Source organism: Paenibacillus sp. Soil766 (genome assembly GCF_001428105.1).
In the GTDB taxonomy this organism is placed as follows: domain Bacteria; phylum Bacillota; class Bacilli; order Paenibacillales; family NBRC-103111; genus Paenibacillus_E.
Genome location: NZ_LMSJ01000022.1, coordinates 103,016 through 124,965 on the forward strand (window position 1 = coordinate 103,016; position 21,950 = coordinate 124,965).

Genomic DNA, 21,950 nt, shown 5'->3' on the forward strand with positions numbered 1-21,950 from the left:
CTACTCTGTGCCTCCTAAAGTTAAAACTTGTTTCGTGCCTATGTGTTAATTCTCTATTTATACTCTGCTTTTTGTTCTTCTAGATGAGAAGGTGTCACTTCAAACATGGAGTCGATCAAACCAGCGACTGTCATCTTCTCAGTTTCTTCTGCTTTTTTGATATGCTCAGCAACAGTAGCTTTCGCTTCTTCTTTCACTTGAGCTTCGATTTCTTCATTCCATAGGCCTTTCTTCGTCAAGAACAAACGCATACGAGTAAGCGGATCTCTTGGCTCCCAACCGGACTCTTCGTCTTTCGTACGGTATTTCGTCGTATCATCGGCCAAGGAATGTGGACGGAAACGGTATGTTAGTGCTTCGATCAACGTAGCGCCTTCGCCTCTGCGACCTCTTTCGGCAGCTTCTGTAACAGCTTGAACAACAGCTAGAACGTCCATGCCGTCTACTTGCACGCCTTTGATACCCGCAGCAACGGATTTATGTGCAACAGAAAGTGCTCCTGTTTGTTTCGAATAAGGTGTTGTAATCGCGTAACCATTGTTTTGTACAAAGTAAATGACAGGCAGCTTAAATGCGCCTGCAAAGTTCATACCTTCATAGAAATCGCCTTCGGAGCTTCCGCCATCACCTGTGTACGTAATAGCTACACGCGGTTGGTTGCGTTTTTTGAAAGCCATTGCTACACCTGTTGCGTGAAGAATTTGTGCACCGATAATAATTTGTGGCATAAGTACGTGAACATCTTCCGGAATTTGTCCGCCGTGTTGATGACCGCGGGAATACAAGAATGCTTGATAAAGTGGAAGTCCGTGCCATACCAATTGCGGCATATCGCGGTAACCCGGGCAAATGAAATCGTCTTTATTTAGGGCAAATTCACTACCAATCATAGATGCTTCTTGACCAGAAACTGGTGCATAGAAACCAAGACGGCCTTGACGACCTAGATTAACTGCTCTTTCATCCCATACGCGTGTGAATACCATTCTTCTCATTAATTCTTTTAGTTGTTCATCGCTAAGCTTCGGCATTTTGTCGGGATTTACGACTGTGCCGTCTGGAGCAAGAACCTGCAATGGCTCAACCTTTTCTGTGGTCACTTCATAATTTGCTTGGCTGACAAGTGGCTTACTCATACCATTTCACCTCTTATATGATTTTGGTGCCTACTATCTGAACTTCTGTTATAGTATTATTATAATCCTGTTTTGGTGAATTGTACACCAGTAGTGACGGGGTATCTCACCTTTTTTACTGTTAGTGAATAGTACAGTTTAACAAAATATATAATACAGTTTATAGGGAAACAACAACTGCTATAATACACCTACCCCAATTGTGAAGGAGATCCACGATGCTAGACGACTCCCGTTTGTATAAGCGTACTATTGTCAAAGATGAAGTAACCTCGAGCCTGCTCGGAGAAAATCGTCCCCTGCGGATCTATCTCCCCCCTGGTTATAACGAACTGCTCTCTTATCCTGTTATTTACTGTCAAGATGGTGAACAGTTCTTTAATTTCGGCAGAATTGCTACAACCCTAACACGATTAATCCTCGATGAGAATCTGGAGCCTGCCATCGTTGTCGGAGTCGATGTGAATAATGCTAATCGCACATCCGAATATGCGCCTGAAGGCGAGCGTCATGATGCGTACTGTCAATTCTTCGCAGAGGAGCTTCTCCCTTATGTAGAAAGTCGTTATCCCGTCCGTACGGAGAGATCAGAACGCATTCTAGCAGGAGATTCTCTAGGTGGGACAGTTTCCTTGCATCTCGCCTTAGATTATCCTAGCCTTTTTTGCCGAGTTATATCCTTGTCCGGCGCATTTTTCGACATAACTCGCGAAAGAATTAAACAAGAAGATGACTTATCTTGGCTAGAGATTTATATGTTAATCGGCACAGATGAAACTGATGTTACAACGGAGCGTGGCACGTTCGATTTCGTCCGGGAAAACAGACTAACTCACACGTTTTTGCAAGACAAAAATGCCACGCTTCACTATACAGAGAAACCTGGCAAGCATATATGGGGCTTTTGGCAAATTGAACTGCCAGCTGCGCTACATTATTTTCTAGGTTGAAATGGCATAGCGATCCTTCAATAGCTTAATCATATCTTCAATCTCTGAATCGCCGGGATAACCGGCGATTTCTTCAGCTTGAGCAAGCTGTATGCCCTGACTATTCATAACCTGTCGTAACTGCTCAACAAATTGCTCCGTTGTTAACGGCAATTGTAAACACTCTGCTAAACTCGACATGCTTTCCTGCACGACGATTGGATAGTCCTGCTTCGTTGCTGATACAGCAGCCCTTTCATAAAAGTCACGGGCTAATGCAGCCTTTTCCTCGCCACGCCCTTCTACAATGATGAATGCTTGAACCGAAATGGCGAGCTGTTGTCTGCGTTGTGCAATACCGCAAAATTTACGACCTCCAATACTCAGATCGAATTCTCCTGGGCAAAATGAACCAATAATTTCCCCTTGATCAATTCGGTCCGTTATGGAAGCCATCACCTCTCGAATTAATCCGACCATTAGATCGAAATCTTTGCGGTGCTCCATATCTCCAGCTTCTTTCGGAAGGAGTAAGGATATATTAATAACGCCCGCGTCCAAAGGTACTGCCGCGCCACCAGAATTACGCACAGCGGTATCATAACCCTGCTTTCGCAACCATTCATCTGCAAGCGCTGCGCCTGGCAATCTGCTATCTCTTAATCCCATAACGAACGCACGCGGATGCCGCCAAATATGTAAGATGGGGGGTGTCGATTTGCCAATTGCACGGCATAGGAGCTCTTCCAAAGCAAAAGCATATAAAATCGGTTGGGATTCAATGTCATTTGAACGATCTAGCAATCGTAAGGTTGAAGGCAGTTGGGTCGCCATAATGTTAAGTCTCCTGAGTTTAGTATGTGTCATCAGCATGGATAGCCAAATAGGCTCAACATCCATCATACCTGTTATTTGCTGTTTGACAACCCTTGGCTCGCCAAAATGTCCATGATCCCCTTAAATAAAGGAATCGCCTTATTACTTTCTGTTGGGTCTGTATTCTTGATTACGACGGATACGGCATATCGAGGAGTTTCCACTGGCCCATAACCAATGAACCATTGATTTACTTTTTCTTGATTGCCATTTTGAATTTGTGCTGTTCCTGATTTACCTGCTAGCTTCCACTTTGCGCCCTGAAGACTTTGACCTGTACCTTCTGTGACAACCTCCCTCATCCAACTCAACAAGGTACGACTCGTTGCTACTGATATTTTGCCATCTTCAGAAGCTAAGCTTTTAACAGGAAATGTCTCCATCTCACGCCCCGTTTGATACTGGATTTCTTGCACAACTCTTGGGGTAACGCCCTTTCCATCATTCAACAAGGTCACTACCATATTCGACGCCTGTAAAGGGGTCATTCTGACATCCCGTTGGCCAATCGCCGTTTGCATCAGAACCCCCTCATCATTCTCAGGAGTATGTACAGCAAATAATTGCCCTCTCTCCTCGGAATCAAATTGTTCAAAAACATCTCGCGTATCTGTTTTCCCTGTCCAGCCTACCTCATTTAACACACCTAACTTATTAGCATACTTCTCTAGTTGAGCAGCTGATAGACGCTGCATGACGTTTGCGAAGACGATATTACACGATTGCGCATAGCCTTCTTCTAAGGTTAAAGGTCCGTGCCCGTCTTTTCTCCAGCATGTAAAACCGTACTTACCAAGTGCCCCTTCACAATCAAACGTTTCCGTAGGGGTCACAACCTTCTCATCCAATGCTGCCGCGGCTACAATGGTTTTGAAAATCGAACCAGGCGCCGTCGCCTTAAGGGCATAATTACTCCAATTATTACTGGCTAAGTCCACCTGTAAAGGATTGAAGTTCGGCCTGCTCGCCATCGCGATGACATCGCCTTGCGCGGCATCCTGCACAACAACCGCTCCCTCGCGAATATTAAGCTTATCCATCAGGGCTTCTATTTGCTGCTGCACACGGCTATCTAACGTCGTAATTAGCTTGACGGGGTAGTAAGAGTTATCTGGCGCAATCATCCTTGCGTCCAAACCCGCTAATGGTCTTTTGCCCGCATCCGTGAAATAGGAAATTGAAGTTTCACCTACACCGCGAAGCCGTGTGTCGAACGACTTCTCAAGACCTGCTCCCCCAATTTTCGATGTCAGTGCAACACGCCCTTTTTCCAAATCCGACCCGTAAATTTGCATCACACGATCTGGATTTTGACCGATAAAGCCAACTAACTGCCGTGCCGTCATCCCAGTAGGATAGCGGTCTTCCATTTCTACTACCTTAACGTTCGGCAAGCTTAAACCATCTATTCCATGCACTTGTTCCGAACTCAAGGAGAGTGCTTTTCCCCCACCTTGCGTCCCCCATACTTGCGGCTCTTTCAAATTACGGGCAAATGCTAACCAGCTTTCTTTATTCGTCTTCAAAATACGTGCTAGTTGGCTCACTTCCTGCCCATTCATCGCAAATTCACTATTAATCGGGAAAGCGACTAACGCTTTCACAATTTTTCCAGTCAATGGCTGTAGATGGCGATCCAATATCTCGCCTCTTCCGCTCTCTAAGACTAGTGCGCGTTGCCTTTGTATGACAGAATTTTTCACCAAATTGATTCCTCGTGATGAATAGCTTTCCGTTGCCGCGATTTGGATCCAGAATAACTTGCCAAATATACCTAGAAAAAAAAGCAGAATCAAAAAGAGCATCAAAAACATACGTCTTTTCTCCATCGATGATAATTGATTCTCACTCATTGTACGATCCCCTTTTATATACTTCAGAATGGCCTTATTGCTCTCAGTATCGGCATTCTCGCATCAAGGCAAACCGGATCCCTACAGCGAAAATGAGAAAAATCCACCCTCCTAATGGAGAGTGGACTCGTCTTCTTGCTATTACACTTCGAATTTAGATAATGTATCCGTCAATGACTGGGATAGTTGATCCAGCTTGTCCGACAATTTCACCAAACCATCACTAATGCTCAACTGTTCGGAGCTTAGGGAAGCAACTTCCTCGGATGTAGCCAACGATTCCTCAGCAACTGCACTGACATTCGTCATCGCATCAGACAGCACTACTTGTGATTGTTCCAGCGTAGAAATGGAATCACTAACGGTGCTCAACTGAACAATAAAGCCACCCATATGATTCGTCACTTGTTTGAAAATCGTATCTGCTTCCTTAACAGCCATAATCTGCTCTTGGAAGATTGGTGTCGCTGTTGAAAGAACTTTAACGGTTTCATCGATCTCGCCTTGAATCGTTTCCGTGATTTGACCAACAACATCGATAGATTGTTTAGACTGATCCGCTAGCTTACGAATTTCATCCGCAACGACCATGAATCCTTTGCCCGCTGTTCCTGCACGTGCCGCTTCAATTGTGGCATTCAATGACAAGATATTCGTTTGCTTCGAAATGTTATTCAACAGATCCAAAATTTTACGGATCGAACGTGTGCTTTCTTTCAGACGATCCACTTTATCAACCATAGAACGGATCATTTCTTCCGTCAGATTCGTTTTGGCAATAAGTTCTGACATGTACTTCGTTCCAAGCTCACTGGACGTTTGTACATCCGCTGCCGCAGTTCCCATCTCGAGATTGGCTTCAATTACTTGCTTCATTTGAATGCCAATATGATGCGTCAACTCGTTGCCCTTCTCAGACTCCGTCGCCAAACCGCCTGCGCCATTAGAAATTTCGTCAGTCGCAACAGCAATCTCTCTTGCCGCTGTAGCTGTCACTTTAGAGGAGTTCGTCAATTCTTGCGCTGTTTCAAATACTGCCTGTGCCGACGTACTCGTTTGTTGTACCAGTGTCGTGATCTGTTGCATCATGACGTCAAAGCTTGCACCTAGCTGTCCAATCTCATCCTTCGACTTATAATTGGCACGAACCGTAAGCTTACCTTTGGCACCTTGCTGCATCAGGTTACGTAGATTAATAAGCGGACTACCAATCATTCTTGCTACGATAATACCGATAATAACCGCTGCGATTGCAGCAAACAATGCGATTAGTAGTGTATAGTTGTAAATTTTCTTCGCGTCTTTCACAAGCGCACTGACGGGAATATCACCAACCAAGTTCCAACCCGATACAGCTGACTTGTAGAAAGCAACCAAGTGGTCATCCTTCGTAATAAAGGAGCCATGTTCTTCTTCAATCTGTTCCTTCGTAAGTTGGATCGATGCTGCCTTCCCAATCTCTTTCATATCTTTTAATGCGATATTCATATTTTTCGAATTCGTAATAATGACACTGCTGTCATCCCCTAAAGACATTCCGCTTAACTCTTTCGTTAAAATATCTGTACTAAGCTCTAGGACTAGAACAGCTGTTGCCGAATTTGTTAACGTATTACGCATCAGACGGCTGATCGCAAACGTGTTGTTGGAACTGCTGGAATATCCTTTTTCTTGGCTATCCAACCATGTGACTTTACCCGCGTTTTCTACAGTTGCTTTAAACCATTCTGTCGAAGATGAATTATCAGTTGACGGAGCGCCGCCAGCGCCTGTAATAACAATCAACTTACCATCAGGACGATACAAATGAAGGGTTTTAATGGATTTGTTAGAGAAGGTAACTACATTTAATTTCTCTGTTAATTGACGTGAAACATCTAGTGCTTCATAGGAGGATGCCTCCAATTTAGGAACCTTATCAAGTAAATCCTGCAATTCTTTATTCAGCATAATCTGTAGCGATACATCATCAAAAGTTTGATATAAGAAATCTAATTTCTGACCTGCTTGTGTCACGGTTTGTAAACTGGATTCGGACACTTTGTTTTTAATAACACTTTTGGAGACAGAATACGAAATCATCCCTACGGTAAGAACGAAAACTAGAATACTTACAAAAAACATCAGAAATAACTTCATACCAACTGATTTCACAGGGTTTTCGAGCCTAATGTTGCTTGGACCTTTAAATCCGTATGTACCGTTCGGTGAAGCTGATCCTCCACCTGCAGTGTCAACGTTTCGACCCCTTCGAACTTGACCAGTTGCTTGAACTACTTTGTTTAAAATGGAGCGGATACCTTGAGGTCTTTTTGTCATTTCGTTCACCACCATTAGTTTCTTATTAACCTTACTTTGAATACATACTCAAATGAAAAGGTTTACATACAATTGTCATACAAGAATTTCGACATTCCTTTCCAATATCCTCTATAAAACGATATAAAAGTATAAAAAAAGCTTTCTCCAATATATATCACTACTTGGAGAAAGCTTCCATGGTACTATTTTCCTATTTGCCCGTTTTCTTGCGCATCATATCCCATTTTTTAACAGGAGATGCTACTTTTATTTGTACTAATTGCAAAGGATGTCTGGCTGCCGTTAATTCCTGACCCGCTTCATCTTGAATAGCGCCAACCGTTTGTTTAAAATGTGTCCCCTCAGGACCGAAAAACTCAATTTCTTGGCCTGGCTTGAAATGATTCCTTTGTTGAATAAGAGCAACCCCAGTTTCTGCGTTATATCCCATAACCAATCCAACGAAATCAAAGCCAACGACCTTATCCTCGGGTTCGAAAATGTGATCCTCATGACCTGGCGCTTCATAGAAGAAGCCATCGTTCAAAGGTCGATTGGCCGCTTTATGAATCTCATCCTGCCAGAGCGGATTGATCTTGAAATGCTCTGGATCCTCGAAATAAGCATCAATCGCCTGACGATAGGCATTCACGACTGTTGCCACATAGTGAATACTCTTCATTCTTCCTTCAATCTTGAAACTATCTACACCTGATTCAATCATGTCTGCTATATGATCAATCATGCTTAGATCCTTGGATCCCATGGTAAAAGCATCATCATCTTCTGCAAACATGGGGAAATCCGTTGCCAATGGTGCATCAAGCGGCTGATCCTTGGTGAATAAATCATATTTCCAACGACACGATTGCGAGCAGCCGCCGCGGTTCGAATCACGATCCGTAAAATGATTGGATAGCACACACCGTCCCGAATACGAACTGCACATAGCCCCATGGATAAAGGCTTCTATTTCGACATCCACATGTGCCTTCATTTCATCGATTTCCTGCATGCTGACTTCACGCGCCAATACGACTCGTTCGATACCTTGATCTTTCCAGAATTGTACCGTTTGCCAGTTCATCACGGACTGCTGTGTACTAACGTGGACTTCGAGCTCAGGAGCAACGCGTCGACACGTTTCCATGATGATGGGATCTGCGGCAATGATTGCCGAAATACCAACCTCCTGCAGACCTCGCAAGTACTCGTCTAAGCCTTCAATATCCTCATTATGTGCGTAGATATTCGTTGCTACGAATACTTTGGCCCCATATTGCTTTGCAAATTCGACGCCTTCACGCATTTCCTCTTTGGAGAAATTATCCGCGTTCGAGCGCAAACCATATTTCTGTCCACCAATATATACTGCATCTGCGCCATAATGAATCGCAAATTTCAGCTTTTCCAAATTACCTGCTGGAGCTAGAAGCTCTGGCTTATCAAGACGTACACGTTTACCCCTGGCTCGTGCTTCTACGGCTGTAGTCATCTAGAAGAGCACCTTCTTTCTTCGATCAATATACCTGTTCTTTATAGAAAAATCCGAAACTGAGTTCGCGCTCAGGATCCTGAAGCTCCACGATCGCGTCCAGCCATTCTTGCTGAAACTCATAGCCTGCGGGATCTGCAACATAAGCATCAATCGCGGCGCGATAGCTTTTGACGACAGTTTCATTGTAATGCGATGATTTGAGCAAGCCTTCAATTTTTATACTATCTACATTCCCGTCGATAAGTTCTGGCAAATTTTCCAGCATACAAAAGTCTTCTGAACTCATAATGTGTGTACCATTACAATCCTCGTAGACAGGATAACGTTGGTCGCGTCGTTCGTGTTCAATAAGGAATAGTCCTCGCCCTTTCGAACGGTCTTCTTCCGGCGTTGTTCCTTGATGTGTCATATAATTTTTGACAAGCTCGCGCTTGGAGTGATAGATATTCGTAATCCCATGCACTTGAACTTCAACAGCAATCTCAGACTTCACTATAAAATCGAGCACCTGCTCCATGTTCAACTCTCGCGCTAGAACTACGCGAACTGCCCCTTGCTTCCCCCAATAGTTTGCAGTTGCATAATTCGTCGAGGTCATTTCCGCATTCCAATGAAGCGCCAGCGACTCTGGTAATTGGCGAACCGTCATAAGGACAGCTGGATCACCGAAGACGATGGCATCAACGCCATATGCCTGTAAGGCAGCCAAGTACTCTTTTAACCCTACGAGAGTTTGATTGTCCAAAATATTATTGACCGCGACATACACTTTCGCATTCCGTTCATGAGCCCATGTGACGGCTTCCCCGATCTCATGCAGCTTCACTTCACCTGGAAGTCGAAGCCCATAGCGATCTTCCCCTATAATAACGGCGTCTGCACCTGCAAGTATCATTTGTTTCAAATCAGCAATTGAACCACAGCTGACGACTAATTCTGGTTTATTCACGTGCTTACCTACCTTCTGTCAACTTAATTCGTAACCTTCTTACTATTGGCAATATTCTTCTTGTGCTCTTCAAAGGTTTCCGCAAACAAATGCCCCATTGTTCCATCCTTCTTCGTCACGTAGAAAACATATTTCGTTTCTTCTGGATAGATCGCTGCCTTAATAGAAGCCAGACTAGGGCTTGCGATCGGACCTGGAGGCAGTCCTGTATTCAAATACGTATTATAGGGACTTTGGATTTGAAGATCCTTTTCCAACAAACGCTCCTTCGACTTCTCAAATAAATACTGTACTGTCGCATCGATCTGAAGAGGCATGTTCATTTTCAAACGGTTCACAATGACCCCGGAAACAGTAGCACGCTCCGCATCAACAACGACCTCCCGCTCGATCAGCGAGGCAATCGTCAGCATCTGGTGAATGGATAGATTACGAGCTTTCAACTTGTCCTTCCAGTCAGATGGAAGCGTTGCAAGCATCTTGTCTAGTTGATCCAATGAACGTTCGACGAATTCCTTTTCCGTTGAGCCTTTCTTAAACTCATACGTTTCAGGGAATATATATCCCTCTAGTCGATGTCTGACATTATTAGTATCTGGAATAGATAGCGTTAACTCATTTTTAAAGCCAGCAGGATCATCGACAAGCCCCAGAAATGTTTCTTTCTTCCAAGTGCTCTGTTCACTCACTTTAGAGGCGATCTGCTCAACTGTATAGCCTTCAGGAATCGTGATGCGAATCATTTCTTCCTTCACAACATCTCCCTTATTAAGCTTATCGATCATATCTTCAAATGTCATGCCCGGCTTCATCGCGTAAACACCAGCTTGAAATTTAGAGCCTTGCTTTTTAAACTTCAAATAGTACGTGAAAATGGAAGAATTCTTAATGAGTCCCTTGGCTTCTAATTCCTCTGCGATCATTATCGAACTGGAGCCTTGTGGAATGGAGATACGTACCTCCTGATCAGAAGCATCAACAGGTTGAAGTGCATTCGCAATAAACAATCCAATGCCACCTGCAGTGCCGAGAACAAGCAACACAACGATACTAAAGCTAAGCAATACCCATTTCAGCACCTTACGCTTAGGCTTCTGTAATTCTTCTAGCTCATCATCCCTCATCACAACGCTTCGATTCCTCCTACGAATGTCCTTCATTAAACCTTAGGCTGTAGCTTACCATACTCGCATTAACCATATGCACAACAAAACCGAGCGGATATCATCCGCTCGGTTATCTACTTCTTAGAGGTCATTCTGCTCAGGGAAAACCATTTCGTCGTATAACTCCGAAACCGTTTCCCATTCATCGTCATCGTCAATGGTAACTAGTTCATATTCACCGTCAGCACCTGAAATGACACGAAAAAGGGCAACTTCTTCTTCCTTCTTCAAGGCTTCCGATTGCATAACAGCATACGTTTGGTTCTCATAGACGAATTCTTTCAGAAGTTGATACACCGTCGACTCACTTTGGTCGTCAGACAACAGAATATCATCCCCGTAAGTTTTGCGCAATACATCAGAAGGTGTTGTCAAACTCATGCTTCTTCTTCCTCTTCGAACTCTGCCATTAAGGTGTTGAACGTTTCTTCCACAATGTTCCATTCTTCTTCGTCGTCAATGGTGAATAGCTTCAAATCCTCACCATCATCGTCTTCTTCATAACGGAATGCATACACTTCGTCAGATTCTTCATCTCCGCCGTCTGTAGGCACAACCATCATATATTTCTTATCTGAACCGTCCACTTCGAATTTCATGATAACCTCGAACTCTTCTTCGTTGCCTTCATCGTCCGGGATGTAAATGATTTCTGGTTCTTCTTCACGCAATTCTTCTTTGGACATGTTCATTCACCTCTTCATATTGGCATCCATATACCCTTGTAGAATAAGCTGTGCAGCCATTTTATCAATGACTTGCTTCCGTTTCTTCCGGCTTACGTCTGCTTCAAGAAGCGTCCGTGTCGCGGCTACGGTTGTTAAGCGCTCATCCCATAGGTGTACTGGTACACTGATCTTTTGTTTTAATTCTTCTGAAAAAGCAATCGCAATCTCACCGCGGGGTCCAATCGTATTGTTCATATTCTTGGGCAACCCGACAATAATCTGCGATACACCATATTCATTAACAATCTGTATAAGCCGTTCGATGTCTTCTCCCGGCTTATTGCGGCGAATCACTTCAAACCCTTGGGCCGTCCAACCAAGCTCATCGCTTAATGCGACACCAATGGTTTTATCCCCATAATCCAAGCCCATCCATCTCATGCTGGTTCTCTTTTCTTCTATTTGTGTTGACCCAGATAAGCACGAACTAATTCTTCAATTAGTTCATCCCGTTCCCGTTTACGAATGAGGCTTCTCGCATTATTGTGACGCGGAATGTAGGCAGGATCTCCCGAAAGCAAGTAACCAACAATCTGGTTAATCGGATTATACCCTTTTTCCTGAAGAGCATCATACACCGCCAGCAACACATCCTTCGGCGAAGTTTCGATCTCTTCCGCCTTCACATTGAACTTCATCGTTTTGTCCATGGAACTCATCAGGAGCACCCCACTTCCTTGTGACCTTTGTAAAATAATTGAAAAAACTTGCGTTATACATGGATATATTCTCTATGGTTTTAAAAATTCCTGTCCATTCGAAAAATAATTATACGAATTGAGAAAGTAGCCCCTCGACACTCGCTAATGCCGCTTGCAATTTAGATGCATCCTTACCGCCAGCTTGCGCCATGTCAGGACGACCTCCACCGCTACCGCCAACTGCCCCCGCGACTTCTTTAATAATTTTACCCGCATGGAAGCCCTTAGAAACCAGGTCAGGCGTAACTGCAGCAACTAGATTGACTTTATCTTCTGTAGCAGCGCCAAGAACGATAACAGCCGAACCTAATTTCCCTTTCATCTCATCAACGATGTTACGAAGGGAATCCATATCAGCCGCATTGACCTGCGCAGCCAGAAAGGAAACACCTGCAATTTCTTTCACTTGATCTGTAAGAGAACCTGCCTCGATACGACCAAGCTTTCCACGAAGTGATTCATTCTCACGTGCAAGCTCTTTTAATTGCTGCAAGGTAGCATCAACACGTTTAGGAACATCGGGTATGTTAGACTTCAGCAGGCCTGCTGCTTCTTTTAACAGCTGCAGTTGACCATCTAAATATTCATAAGCACTGCGCCCAGAAACGGCTTCAATCCGACGTACGCCAGAGCCAATCCCTGATTCACTTACAATTTTGAACAAGCCGATTTGGCTTGTATTTTGAACGTGACAGCCTCCACAAAGCTCTAAGGAATAGTCACCAACTTGTACAACGCGAACGATATCTCCGTATTTCTCACCAAATAGGGCCATAGCGCCCATTGCTTTCGCATCTGCAATGGCTTTGAGGGAAATGTCAACGTTCGTGCTATTCCAAATTTGTTGATTCACACGTTGTTCTACATCTTGCAGCTCTTCACTGGTAATGGAGCCAAAATGCGAGAAGTCAAAACGTAAACGATCTGGTTCTACCAAGGAGCCAGCTTGATTGACGTGCGTGCCTAATACTTCCTTTAACGCTTTATGCAGCAAATGAGTTGCAGTATGGTTCTTAATAATATCCTTACGTGGTGCGGAAGCTACAATCGCCTCTACCGAGTCACCTTTACGAAGTACGCCAGATTCAACAATAACCTTGTGTACATGTTGGCCATGCGGCGCCTTCATTACATCGACAACTTGCAGGGTCACTTGACCATTACGAATCGTACCGTGATCGCTAACTTGACCACCGCTCTCTGCATAGAAAGGTGTGCGATCAAGAACGACTTGACAAGTCTCACCAACACCAACAAGCTCCACGAGCTCATTCTCATGCACAATCGCTTCGATATTGCTACTTACTACCAATTCATTATATCCAACAAATTCGCTTTTAATCGTGAGTTCGGACAGAGGTCCGCCTTGAACCTTCATGCCGCCTTCTTTATTGCTAGCTGCACGAGCGCGATCACGCTGTTCCTTCATGGAAGCATCAAAGCCAGCACGATCCACAGTCAACCCCTTCTCCGACGCAAAATCCTCCGTCAAATCAAATGGGAAACCATACGTGTCATAGAGTTTGAATGCGTCAGGTCCGCTGATTTGATTTGAGCCCGCTTGTTGCGTTTTCTGAACCATCTCAGCAAGAATGATTAACCCGTCGCTCAACGTCTCGTGGAAGCGTTCTTCTTCCGTACGAATCACCTTCTCGATAAACTCACGCTTATCTACAACCTCAGGGTAATAAACACCCATGATGTCACCAACCGTAGGCACTAGCTTGAATAAGAACGGTTTATCCAAACCAAGCACTTTGCCATAGCGTACTGCCCGACGCAGCAACCGGCGAATGATATAACCGCGACCTTCGTTGGAAGGAAGAACGCCATCCCCAACAGAGAAAGCTACTGTACGGATATGGTCAGCGATGACCTTTAAGGCCACATCATGTTCTTCATTCACATGGTAAGTAACACCTGTGAACTCACAAGTTTTCTCAATGATCGGTAAGAACAGATCGGTATCAAAGTTAGAATCAACATCTTGCAGAATGGAAGCGAAACGCTCCAAGCCTGCGCCTGTATCAATGTTTTTATTAGGAAGCGGTGTGTAGCTGCCATCGGAATTATGATTAAACTGCGTGAATACCAAGTTCCACACTTCTAGGAAGCGCTCATTTTCACCACCTGGCCAGCACTCTGGATCTGATAAGTCACCATATTTATCGCCGCGATCGTAGAAAATTTCCGTACAAGGACCACAAGGACCTTCACCAATGTCCCAGAAGTTATCTTCTTTGAGCTTATAGATACGATCCTCTGGAATGCCAATTTGTTTGTTCCAAATGTCGAAAGCTTCCTCGTCATCTTCATGAACTGTAACCGAGATCCGATTCGGATCAAAGCCGATCCATTGCGGATCCGTAAGGAACTCCCAAGCCCAAGGAATAACTTCTTTTTTGAAATAATCACCAATCGAGAAGTTCCCTAGCATTTCAAAAAATGTATGGTGACGACGCGTTTTACCTACATTCTCAATATCATTGGTACGAATACATTTCTGAGCATTCGTAATCCGTGGATTCTCTGGGATTTCACGTCCATCCAGATATGGCTTTAACGGTGCAATCCCTGCATTAATCCACAAAAGGGATGGATCGTTGTGGGGAACTAATGAGGAACTCGGCTCAACCTTATGCCCTTTACTTGCGAAAAATTCCAACCATTTTGAACGAATTTCACTTGCTTTCATCTCTGTGAGCCTCCATATCTAGGATAAGTTTACAAAAAACAAAAAACGCCCCTGCAGCAAACAGGGACGAATCATCGCGGTACCACCCTGGTTATTGGTTTCGTGCTCCCTTAGCCTACGGCATAGAGCGAATCCAATCTCCTTGTGCGGATTTGTAACGGGTCCAACCGGTGGAGTTCATCCACGCTCCGAAACGAGCTTTGGGCCATCCTAGCACCGAAAGGTTCTTCCAGCCGATCTGCGCAGCATTCGCTGCTTAGCGGAACCTTCTCTCTGACGATGAGCTATGGCTTACTAAGTTTCATCAACGCTTTAATTCACATATAGATAAGGCAAATTATAACTTTATGGGGGTTGCCTGTCAATATGAGGGCATTATAAGGTAGAATAGCGTCATATGGAGGTGCTTCACATGGACATTTCAACACTTACTTTGCTCGGACTCATATTCCCCATTTTCGTCTTAATCATTTACATTATGGCGAAAACCATCATTAGAAAGCAAATTCCAGACAGCCGCTACAATCCGTTCGATTACATCACCGGGCAGTCCCATGTCGAGTTCCAAGAACAAAAGGAACAAAAAGAAGAAGATGATAGCCAAGGCGATGATAAAGACAAGCATCTGAAATAATCATTTAATTACGATTAAATTAGTAGCAAACTCCCCATTGACAATGATTCTCAATAGAAGTATACTAAGTTTATTGATAATGATTTTCATTACCACTTAAGAAAGTATAAGTTTTCAGTTCCTGAAAACGGCTTTCTTAATGGCGATAAAATTTACCGCTAGGCGCGGTCGCTCATCAATGAATTACTTCGATAGAAATTTTCTCATCGCATAGAAAATTTACAGCAAGTTTTTACTCACTTATTCCGTAGTCCATTTCAATGGTTTACGTATGGGCCACACCCTTTTCTAACTCCTCAACCCTCGTGCAAAACCCTTTGGACCATGATCCCGCAAGTCATGGCTCAAGGGGTTTTGTGCGTCTTCTGGCTGTTTACAACACTGCTGCCACTTCTGCTACTTCCACTACTTCCGCCATTACCGCCTAGGTTGTTGGCTTATGAACGAAGTGGATGAATACATGCTGGATGATGACTTTCAATACAGCGAAGAAGGGTACCGCCAAGATCAATCCCACAACCCCCGCCACTTCTCCGCCAACAAGCAAGGCGAAAATGATAAACAGCGGATGCATGTGCAAAGTTTTACCTACGACTTGAGGCGAAATCACATTCCCCTCGAGAATTTGCACAGTCAAATTGACAAGTGCAACGAACAGCACCATTTTCATCGAAACAGTCGAAGCCATAATAATGGCCGGTGCCGCGCCAAAAAAAGGCCCCATATACGGGATGATATTGAAGATTGCGACAACACTGGCAAGTAATAACGGGTATGGCATTCCGATCAACCAGTAGCCCAAATACGCTAGCACACCAATTATCACGCACACGAGGAGCTGCCCACGTATATAGTTGCCAAGGGCCGTATCAATGTCCATGAGCAAAGAGACGGTTTTTTTGCGATGCTTCAACGGAACTATGGCTAGCACTGTTTTCTCAATAATTTGAAAATCCTTCAAGATGTAGAAGGCTAGGAATGGCACGATGAAAGCTATAAACAGCATATTAATCGTTGTCCCAATTTGATTCATATAATTGGCAACTGCCATGGAAATCTTCGACTCCAGTTTCCCAATAGAGTGATTAAATCCATTTCGAACGCTGTCTGGCAGCAGTTGATTTTGATTAAAGCCATCTACAAGTGACTGCGCCTTCATCGCCATTTGCGGCATATGTTCATTTAATTCAGCGGCTTGCTCCACAAACATCGGCGTCATATTCATAATAATGACCGTCACGGAAGTGATAAACACGCCGTAAATCAATAGTACGGCAATCGTTCTCGGCATTTTCCGTTTATTCAGGATCGTGACAACTGGGTTTAAGATATACGAAATAATGACCGCGATAAAAAATGGCATTACAATAGCCTTTAGGAATGTGAAAAGGTGAACTAGTATAGGTTTTATGAGCAGAAGCAAATATAAACCGACTAAGATTAATAAGGCATAAATCAGCCCTATAAACCATTTATTACTCGAAAATCGTTCCATGCTGCCTCCACCTCTGTCCACTGAATTCGAGCTTGCGCTCATACAGTATGTGTACAACCTGCCCAAATTAACCCTTGATTGGCACTGAAAGACAAAAAAACGTTAGGGCTCAAGCGAATTCTCGCCTGAACGCTAACGTTTCAACATATAACTTTAATTCACGTGCTCGTGGATGTGAGAAACTTCTTCCTCAAAAAACAAATCATCCAGAGAGCTTAACGTACCATCTTCCTCGACTTGATAAACGGACATTTTATCTCCGTTTACGCTGAGTTCAATAAAGCAACCCCAGCAGTAAAATTGATGGGAACCGATCTTTCCAATATCTTTGGAATTACAGTTTGGACAACGCATTATGCTCACCCTATTCTTCTTTGGATACGAAGAGTTCTTCTACTTCCTGAGCGCAATGTCCAGGCACGATGATCGCATCTTCCCCCATGGTTGCCGATTCTGGCATGGGAAGCCACTTTCGCCCTTCTTTTAAATCAGAAATAAACCCTTCGGACAATTCATAACCTACTATTTGTTTTCCCCAATTCTGGTTTAAATAAACATCTTCTACCACGCCTAATTCGTGCCCTCCCACTGTAATGACCGGGAGTCCCTTAATCTTGTCGCTTCCCTCAAGAAAAGCATGGCACTCATTCTTCTGCCCAAATTCGCAAATGACACTATCGTTCGGTATGGTTATAGCATCCTCTCCGGCAGCAACGATTCCCTCCCATGAAATGTATCGTAAGGACGAGAACCATGACTTCGCTTCAAGTATAATGCCGCTTATGTTCCACGTTGGGTCAATCAATAAATCCTTTACTTCTCCAACTTGTTTACCCGACTCAACGGTTACAACAGGAAGTCCTATTAATTCATGCGCTCTGCGCAAACGTGACGCCTCCTAGAACCACCCAGTACTACTTATTACGCAACCGCTGGATAATGGTTGCAACTTTATGGGCAGCCGTTTCGATTTGTTCTTTAGAATTCCCCATTCCAAAGCTAAATCGCACAGCGGAGTGTGTCACATTTTCTGGAAGTTTCATGGCCTGTAAGACATGTGAAACTTCAAGCGAGCCAGACGTGCATGCGGAGCCACTTGCAGCAGCTACCCCTTCTAAATCAAGATTCATTAAAAGCGTTTCTGTTGAAACATCTGGAAAAGAAATGTTTAAAATGTGCGGGACATGCCATGCCTTATGCCCGTTAATCGTAAACCCTTCACAGCCCAATTGCTGTTCTAAGATGGAAATCATGTGTTCACGAAGCTCACTTGCCTGTGTGTAGTTGCGTTCTTGGAGCGGAAGAATAGTTTCAACTGCTTTAGCGAAGCCGGCGATGGCGGGGACATTTTCAGTACCTGCACGGCGCTTGCGTTCTTGCGAGCCGCCGAATACGTGAGGAAGCAACTTCGTATGCTTGGAGACGTAGAGGGCACCTGCGCCTTTGGGACCATAAATTTTGTGGGCAGACAAACTCACGAGATCGACTGGCAGTTCGGCAAGATTCAGGGCAATCTTCCCTAAAGCTTGCACCGCATCGACATGAAAGGTAATGCCACATTGTCGAGCTAGCCGACCTACTTGCTCAATGGGTTGGATGGTCCCCACTTCATTATTTACATACATCATAGAGATAAGAGCTGTATCGGGACGAATTGCTGCTTCCACATCTTCTATTTGAATAAGTCCATCTGAACCTACAGGGACGTATGTAACTTCAAAGCCAAGGCTTTCCAATTGTTCACAAGGATGAAGCACAGCATGATGCTCAATCGCTGTCGTTACAATATGCTTTTTGCCAGCTTGATCCCCATGCATGATTCCAAAGATCGCCATGTTATTGCTTTCTGTTCCGCCGCTTGTAAAGATAAGCTCACCAGGCAAACAGCCCAAGGATTTCGCCATACCATCACGGAAGCGATTCAGCGCAGTTCTTGCTGCACGGCCGAAGCTGTGTGTGCTGGAGGGATTACCATAATTTGCTGTATAGAAAGGCAACATAGCCTCCCATACATCGGCATGTACGGGCGTTGTTGCAGCATGATCAAGATAAATAGGTTCCATGTGTCACCTTAAATGTAAAACATGTAATTATCGTTTTTACCTTTATCCTCAAAAGAAATCAAATTCGCCAATGTTGTGGAGTCCAGCACTTCTGCAATGCTATCACGAATCCGAATCCACAAGTCTCGTTTGGCCGGATCATCTTCTTCTGTAAAATCTACTGGGGAGATTGGCCCTTCAAGTACGCGAATAACTTCACCTGCAGTTACCTGCTCGGCAGATTTAGAAAGAATATAACCACCATAAGCTCCGCGAATACTTTTGACTAAACCCGCATTCCGCAAAGGAGCTACAAGTTGCTCAAGATAATGCTCTGAAAGCTGATGTCTCTCAGCAATGCTCTTCAGTGAAGTCGGTCCTTCACCCACTCTGTTGGCCAATTCCATCATGATCGTTAGTCCATAACGACCTTTTGTGGAAATCTTCAAAATTAACACCTCATTCAACATGATATGCCATCAAGGAGTCTGTATATATCGCTAAAACTTGAGATGCTTACAAAAATTGCTCCCATGTTTTAACGCCAGGGTCGTCCCTATCTAGGTAAACAGCGTTTCCATTTTTCGCAAAAACATTCCAAAACATCCGTATATCGTATCTATGTTATCATAAAACCCTTGTATTGTGGGGGAAAAACAATGACATTCTCATGAAATATTTTAAATTTGAGCAATTGGCATGTATAATAGTAATGTTCAAAAATATACAGGTCAACCAAAGTAAAGCAAGATGGAAAAGAGGTTTACGCTATGGAAACAAAAAAACGTGTCATCTTAGGTATGTCTGGAGGTGTCGATTCTTCCGTTGCCGCGCTGCTGCTCAAGGAGCAAGGGTATGAAGTTATTGGCATTTTCATGAAAAACTGGGACGATACTGACGAATTTGGTCATTGTACCGCAGAAGAAGACGCAGAGGATGTCAGACGGGTCTGTGACCAGCTCGACATTCCTTTCTATACAGTAAATTTTGAGAAACAGTATTACGACAAAGTTTTTGCCTACTTTTTGGACGAGTACACCAAGGGCCGTACGCCAAACCCAGATGTCATGTGTAACCGTGAAATCAAATTTGGAGAATTGCTGCAGAAGGTGCTCGATTTAGGTGGCGACTACATTGCTACTGGACACTATGCGCAAGTGAAGGAACAAGACGGCGAATTCGTGTTGATGCGCGGAAATGATTCGAATAAAGATCAGACTTATTTCCTTAACGTCCTTAATCAAGGGCAGCTTGCCAAAGCGATGTTCCCGATCGGTCATTTGCCCAAGTCCAAAGTACGTGAAATTGCTGAAGCAGCTGGTCTTGCAACAGCGAAGAAGAAGGATAGCACAGGGATTTGTTTCATTGGCGAACGCGACTTCAAAACGTTCCTCAGCCAATACCTTCCTGCACGGCCAGGTAATATGGTTGATATTCGTAATGGTGAAATCAAGGGGCGCCATGATGGGTTAATGTATTACACATTAGGCCAAAGGCAAGGCCTTGGGATTGGTGGATCCGGCTCTGGTGAGCCATGGTTCGTAGTGGACAAAAACTTAGAGAAGAATGAATTGCTCGTTGTGCAAGGTGAAGGGCATCCTGGGCTTTACTCTAAGGGGCTGACGGCAACGGATGTGAACTGGATTTCTACTAAGAAACCAAATGGTGCATTCACGTGCACGGCCAAATTCCGGTATCGCCAAGCGGATCAAGGCGTTGTAATTACCTTGCAACCCGACGGCAACTGTGAAGTTGTCTTCGATAAGCCGCAAAAAGCAGTCACGCCAGGCCAATCCGTTGTCTTTTATGACGGTGAGGTATGTCTAGGCGGCGGTGTGATTGATAAGGTACATAAATGACGTGCTGTGATTAGAGCAGATCAAATAAAAGGGTAAGAAATTAGTGAAATAGACTTGTGTGGAGGAGAATGTGTATGGCGATGAATGAGGTAACGGTAAAAGCTGATACGTATGAAGATGTGAAGAGGCTCGTTAAGGAAATTGGTATTCTCCCTCTCTCTTCCTTTATCCCTGAGCATCCTTCTCTTGAATCCCTAACGGTCCATGAGCAATGGCATACTGGACTCGAAACAGATCCTTGGTTATGGAGAGATCGGCTTCCGGGTGACGGTCTTGCGGCTTATGGACGTTTTTTCGCCAAGAAGCCCTTATTAATATCTTCTGAGCTATTTCCTTTGATTAAAAACCTACTGGAAGATCCCTACTCGGTAGACGAGCGTTATTCCGATGGCGAGTTGTCCAAAGCAGCTGTAGAAGTGTATCACGCTATTGCTGGCAATGAAGGCATCGATGTCAAAGCTCTGCGCGCTGCAACCGATTTGAAATCGAAAGAATCCAAGGCCGAGTTCGACCGTGCTCTGATCGACTTGCAGAGTAAAGCGGATATCGTGATTGCAGGGATTAGCGAGCGTCTGAATGCCAATGGCACGAAAAATGGCTGGAACAGCACTTGCTACATGACGGCTTCGCATTGGATGGAACTGCATGGCATCGAGAAGAATACACTGCCAACACCTGAAGCTAAAGCTCAGCTGCGCACACTGCTGCAGGAACGGTACAGTGAGGGAGCTAGCAAGTATTTGGGGAAGATTTTTAAGTTGTAGTGGGAAGGAGCACCTTGGGTGCTCCTTTTTTGTTGGGTTTGATTATTGCATAGCGTGGTGGCGGGAATAGAACTGTTTGCTGAGGTGACTTAGTAGTGCGAGCGAGATTTTGGTATGTTGCTGAAGTGACTTAGTTGGAGGAGTGATGTTTTGGAATGTTACTGAAGTGACTCGAATACTGGTTTGTGATAGGAAATATTGTTTAACTGGAAAAAGCGGTTCGGCCCCTTAATTATGGAGTCTTTCTAATAAATACTCGCCATTTCGCAGTTTCTCGTTTTTTTGTATCTCGTGTGAACTGGACCAATTTTGCTAAAGGGTAAA

21 protein-coding genes are annotated in these 21,950 nt (G+C 44.2%); 4 read left to right on the forward strand and 17 right to left on the reverse strand.

Annotation, left to right across the window (positions count from 1 at the left end):
- Nucleotides 1-53 precede the first annotated feature (53 nt).
- Nucleotides 54-1,136, reverse strand: a complete 1,083-nt coding sequence (pdhA, locus tag ASG89_RS17305) for a pyruvate dehydrogenase (acetyl-transferring) E1 component subunit alpha (RefSeq protein ID WP_057311952.1) — start codon at nt 1,134-1,136, stop codon at nt 54-56.
- A gap of 218 nt (nt 1,137-1,354) precedes the next feature.
- Here pdhA and ASG89_RS17310 point away from each other — a divergent pair, with 218 nt between their 5' ends.
- A complete protein-coding gene (locus ASG89_RS17310; protein ID WP_057311953.1) occupies nt 1,355-2,086 on the forward strand; it encodes an alpha/beta hydrolase in 732 nt (243 codons plus the stop codon).
- Here ASG89_RS17310 and ASG89_RS17315 read toward each other — a convergent pair.
- The 11 genes from ASG89_RS17315 to alaS form a co-directional block, all read right to left on the reverse strand.
- Nucleotides 2,078-2,899 carry a biotin/lipoate A/B protein ligase family protein gene (locus ASG89_RS17315; protein WP_057311954.1) on the reverse strand — a complete coding sequence of 274 codons (822 nt, stop codon included), beginning with the start codon at nt 2,897-2,899 and terminating at the stop codon, nt 2,078-2,080. The genes ASG89_RS17310 and ASG89_RS17315 overlap by 9 nt on opposite strands.
- Before the next feature lie 74 nt (nt 2,900-2,973).
- On the reverse strand, nt 2,974-4,794 hold the full coding sequence (locus ASG89_RS17320) for a peptidoglycan D,D-transpeptidase FtsI family protein (RefSeq protein WP_057311955.1): 1,821 nt from the start codon (nt 4,792-4,794) through the stop codon (nt 2,974-2,976).
- A 141-nt stretch (nt 4,795-4,935) separates the two neighbouring features.
- A complete protein-coding gene (locus tag ASG89_RS17325) occupies nt 4,936-7,113 on the reverse strand; it encodes a methyl-accepting chemotaxis protein (protein WP_057311956.1) in 2,178 nt (725 codons plus the stop codon).
- A 193-nt stretch (nt 7,114-7,306) separates the two neighbouring features.
- Entirely contained in the window at nt 7,307-8,590 is a 1,284-nt protein-coding gene (locus ASG89_RS17330; RefSeq protein WP_057311957.1) for a peptidase U32 family protein, read from the reverse strand.
- A 25-nt stretch (nt 8,591-8,615) separates the two neighbouring features.
- On the reverse strand, nt 8,616-9,542 hold the full coding sequence (locus ASG89_RS17335) for a peptidase U32 family protein (protein WP_235549805.1): 927 nt from the start codon (nt 9,540-9,542) through the stop codon (nt 8,616-8,618).
- A 23-nt stretch (nt 9,543-9,565) separates the two neighbouring features.
- The gene (gene mltG, locus ASG89_RS17340) at nt 9,566-10,666 is read right to left on the reverse strand and encodes an endolytic transglycosylase MltG (protein ID WP_057311958.1); all 1,101 of its coding nucleotides are present in this window, start codon (nt 10,664-10,666) and stop codon (nt 9,566-9,568) included.
- A 123-nt stretch (nt 10,667-10,789) separates the two neighbouring features.
- Complete coding sequence (locus tag ASG89_RS17345; RefSeq protein ID WP_057311959.1) at nt 10,790-11,089, reverse strand: DUF1292 domain-containing protein; 300 nt, start codon at nt 11,087-11,089, stop codon at nt 10,790-10,792.
- Nucleotides 11,086-11,394, reverse strand: a complete 309-nt coding sequence (locus tag ASG89_RS17350) for a DUF1292 domain-containing protein (protein WP_057311960.1) — start codon at nt 11,392-11,394, stop codon at nt 11,086-11,088. The genes ASG89_RS17345 and ASG89_RS17350 overlap by 4 nt, the downstream gene beginning before the upstream one ends.
- Before the next feature lie 6 nt (nt 11,395-11,400).
- Nucleotides 11,401-11,817 carry a Holliday junction resolvase RuvX gene (ruvX, locus tag ASG89_RS17355; RefSeq protein WP_057311961.1) on the reverse strand — a complete coding sequence of 139 codons (417 nt, stop codon included), beginning with the start codon at nt 11,815-11,817 and terminating at the stop codon, nt 11,401-11,403.
- A 17-nt stretch (nt 11,818-11,834) separates the two neighbouring features.
- Nucleotides 11,835-12,095 (reverse strand): IreB family regulatory phosphoprotein, encoded by a 261-nt coding sequence (locus ASG89_RS17360; protein ID WP_028555746.1) that lies wholly within the window; start codon nt 12,093-12,095, stop codon nt 11,835-11,837.
- A 109-nt stretch (nt 12,096-12,204) separates the two neighbouring features.
- Entirely contained in the window at nt 12,205-14,832 is a 2,628-nt protein-coding gene (gene alaS / locus ASG89_RS17365; protein WP_057311962.1) for an alanine--tRNA ligase, read from the reverse strand.
- 412 nt (nt 14,833-15,244) lie between these two features.
- Between alaS and ASG89_RS17370 the strand changes: the two genes are divergently transcribed.
- Nucleotides 15,245-15,466, forward strand: a complete 222-nt coding sequence (locus ASG89_RS17370) for a DUF3951 domain-containing protein (protein WP_057311964.1) — start codon at nt 15,245-15,247, stop codon at nt 15,464-15,466.
- 424 nt (nt 15,467-15,890) lie between these two features.
- Here the strand turns inward: ASG89_RS17370 and ASG89_RS17375 are convergent, their stop codons facing one another.
- The 5 genes from ASG89_RS17375 to cymR all read right to left on the reverse strand — a co-directional run bounded on the left by ASG89_RS17375 (nt 15,891) and on the right by cymR (nt 19,452).
- A complete protein-coding gene (locus ASG89_RS17375; RefSeq protein WP_057311965.1) occupies nt 15,891-16,961 on the reverse strand; it encodes an AI-2E family transporter in 1,071 nt (356 codons plus the stop codon).
- A gap of 153 nt (nt 16,962-17,114) precedes the next feature.
- Nucleotides 17,115-17,318: a hypothetical protein gene (locus ASG89_RS37745; RefSeq protein ID WP_028555750.1), complete on the reverse strand. Its 204-nt coding sequence runs from the start codon at nt 17,316-17,318 to the stop codon at nt 17,115-17,117.
- 7 nt (nt 17,319-17,325) lie between these two features.
- Nucleotides 17,326-17,847 carry a PRC-barrel domain-containing protein gene (locus ASG89_RS17380; RefSeq protein WP_057311966.1) on the reverse strand — a complete coding sequence of 174 codons (522 nt, stop codon included), beginning with the start codon at nt 17,845-17,847 and terminating at the stop codon, nt 17,326-17,328.
- 28 nt (nt 17,848-17,875) lie between these two features.
- Nucleotides 17,876-19,024 (reverse strand): cysteine desulfurase family protein, encoded by a 1,149-nt coding sequence (locus ASG89_RS17385; RefSeq protein ID WP_057311967.1) that lies wholly within the window; start codon nt 19,022-19,024, stop codon nt 17,876-17,878.
- 8 nt (nt 19,025-19,032) lie between these two features.
- A complete protein-coding gene (gene cymR / locus ASG89_RS17390) occupies nt 19,033-19,452 on the reverse strand; it encodes a cysteine metabolism transcriptional regulator CymR (protein ID WP_057311968.1) in 420 nt (139 codons plus the stop codon).
- Between the two features lie 321 nt (nt 19,453-19,773).
- Between cymR and mnmA the strand changes: the two genes are divergently transcribed.
- Nucleotides 19,774-20,862 (forward strand): tRNA 2-thiouridine(34) synthase MnmA, encoded by a 1,089-nt coding sequence (mnmA, locus tag ASG89_RS17395; protein ID WP_057311970.1) that lies wholly within the window; start codon nt 19,774-19,776, stop codon nt 20,860-20,862.
- A gap of 74 nt (nt 20,863-20,936) precedes the next feature.
- Nucleotides 20,937-21,626 (forward strand): hypothetical protein, encoded by a 690-nt coding sequence (locus ASG89_RS17400; RefSeq protein WP_057311972.1) that lies wholly within the window; start codon nt 20,937-20,939, stop codon nt 21,624-21,626.
- Nucleotides 21,627-21,950: the final 324 nt, after the last annotated feature.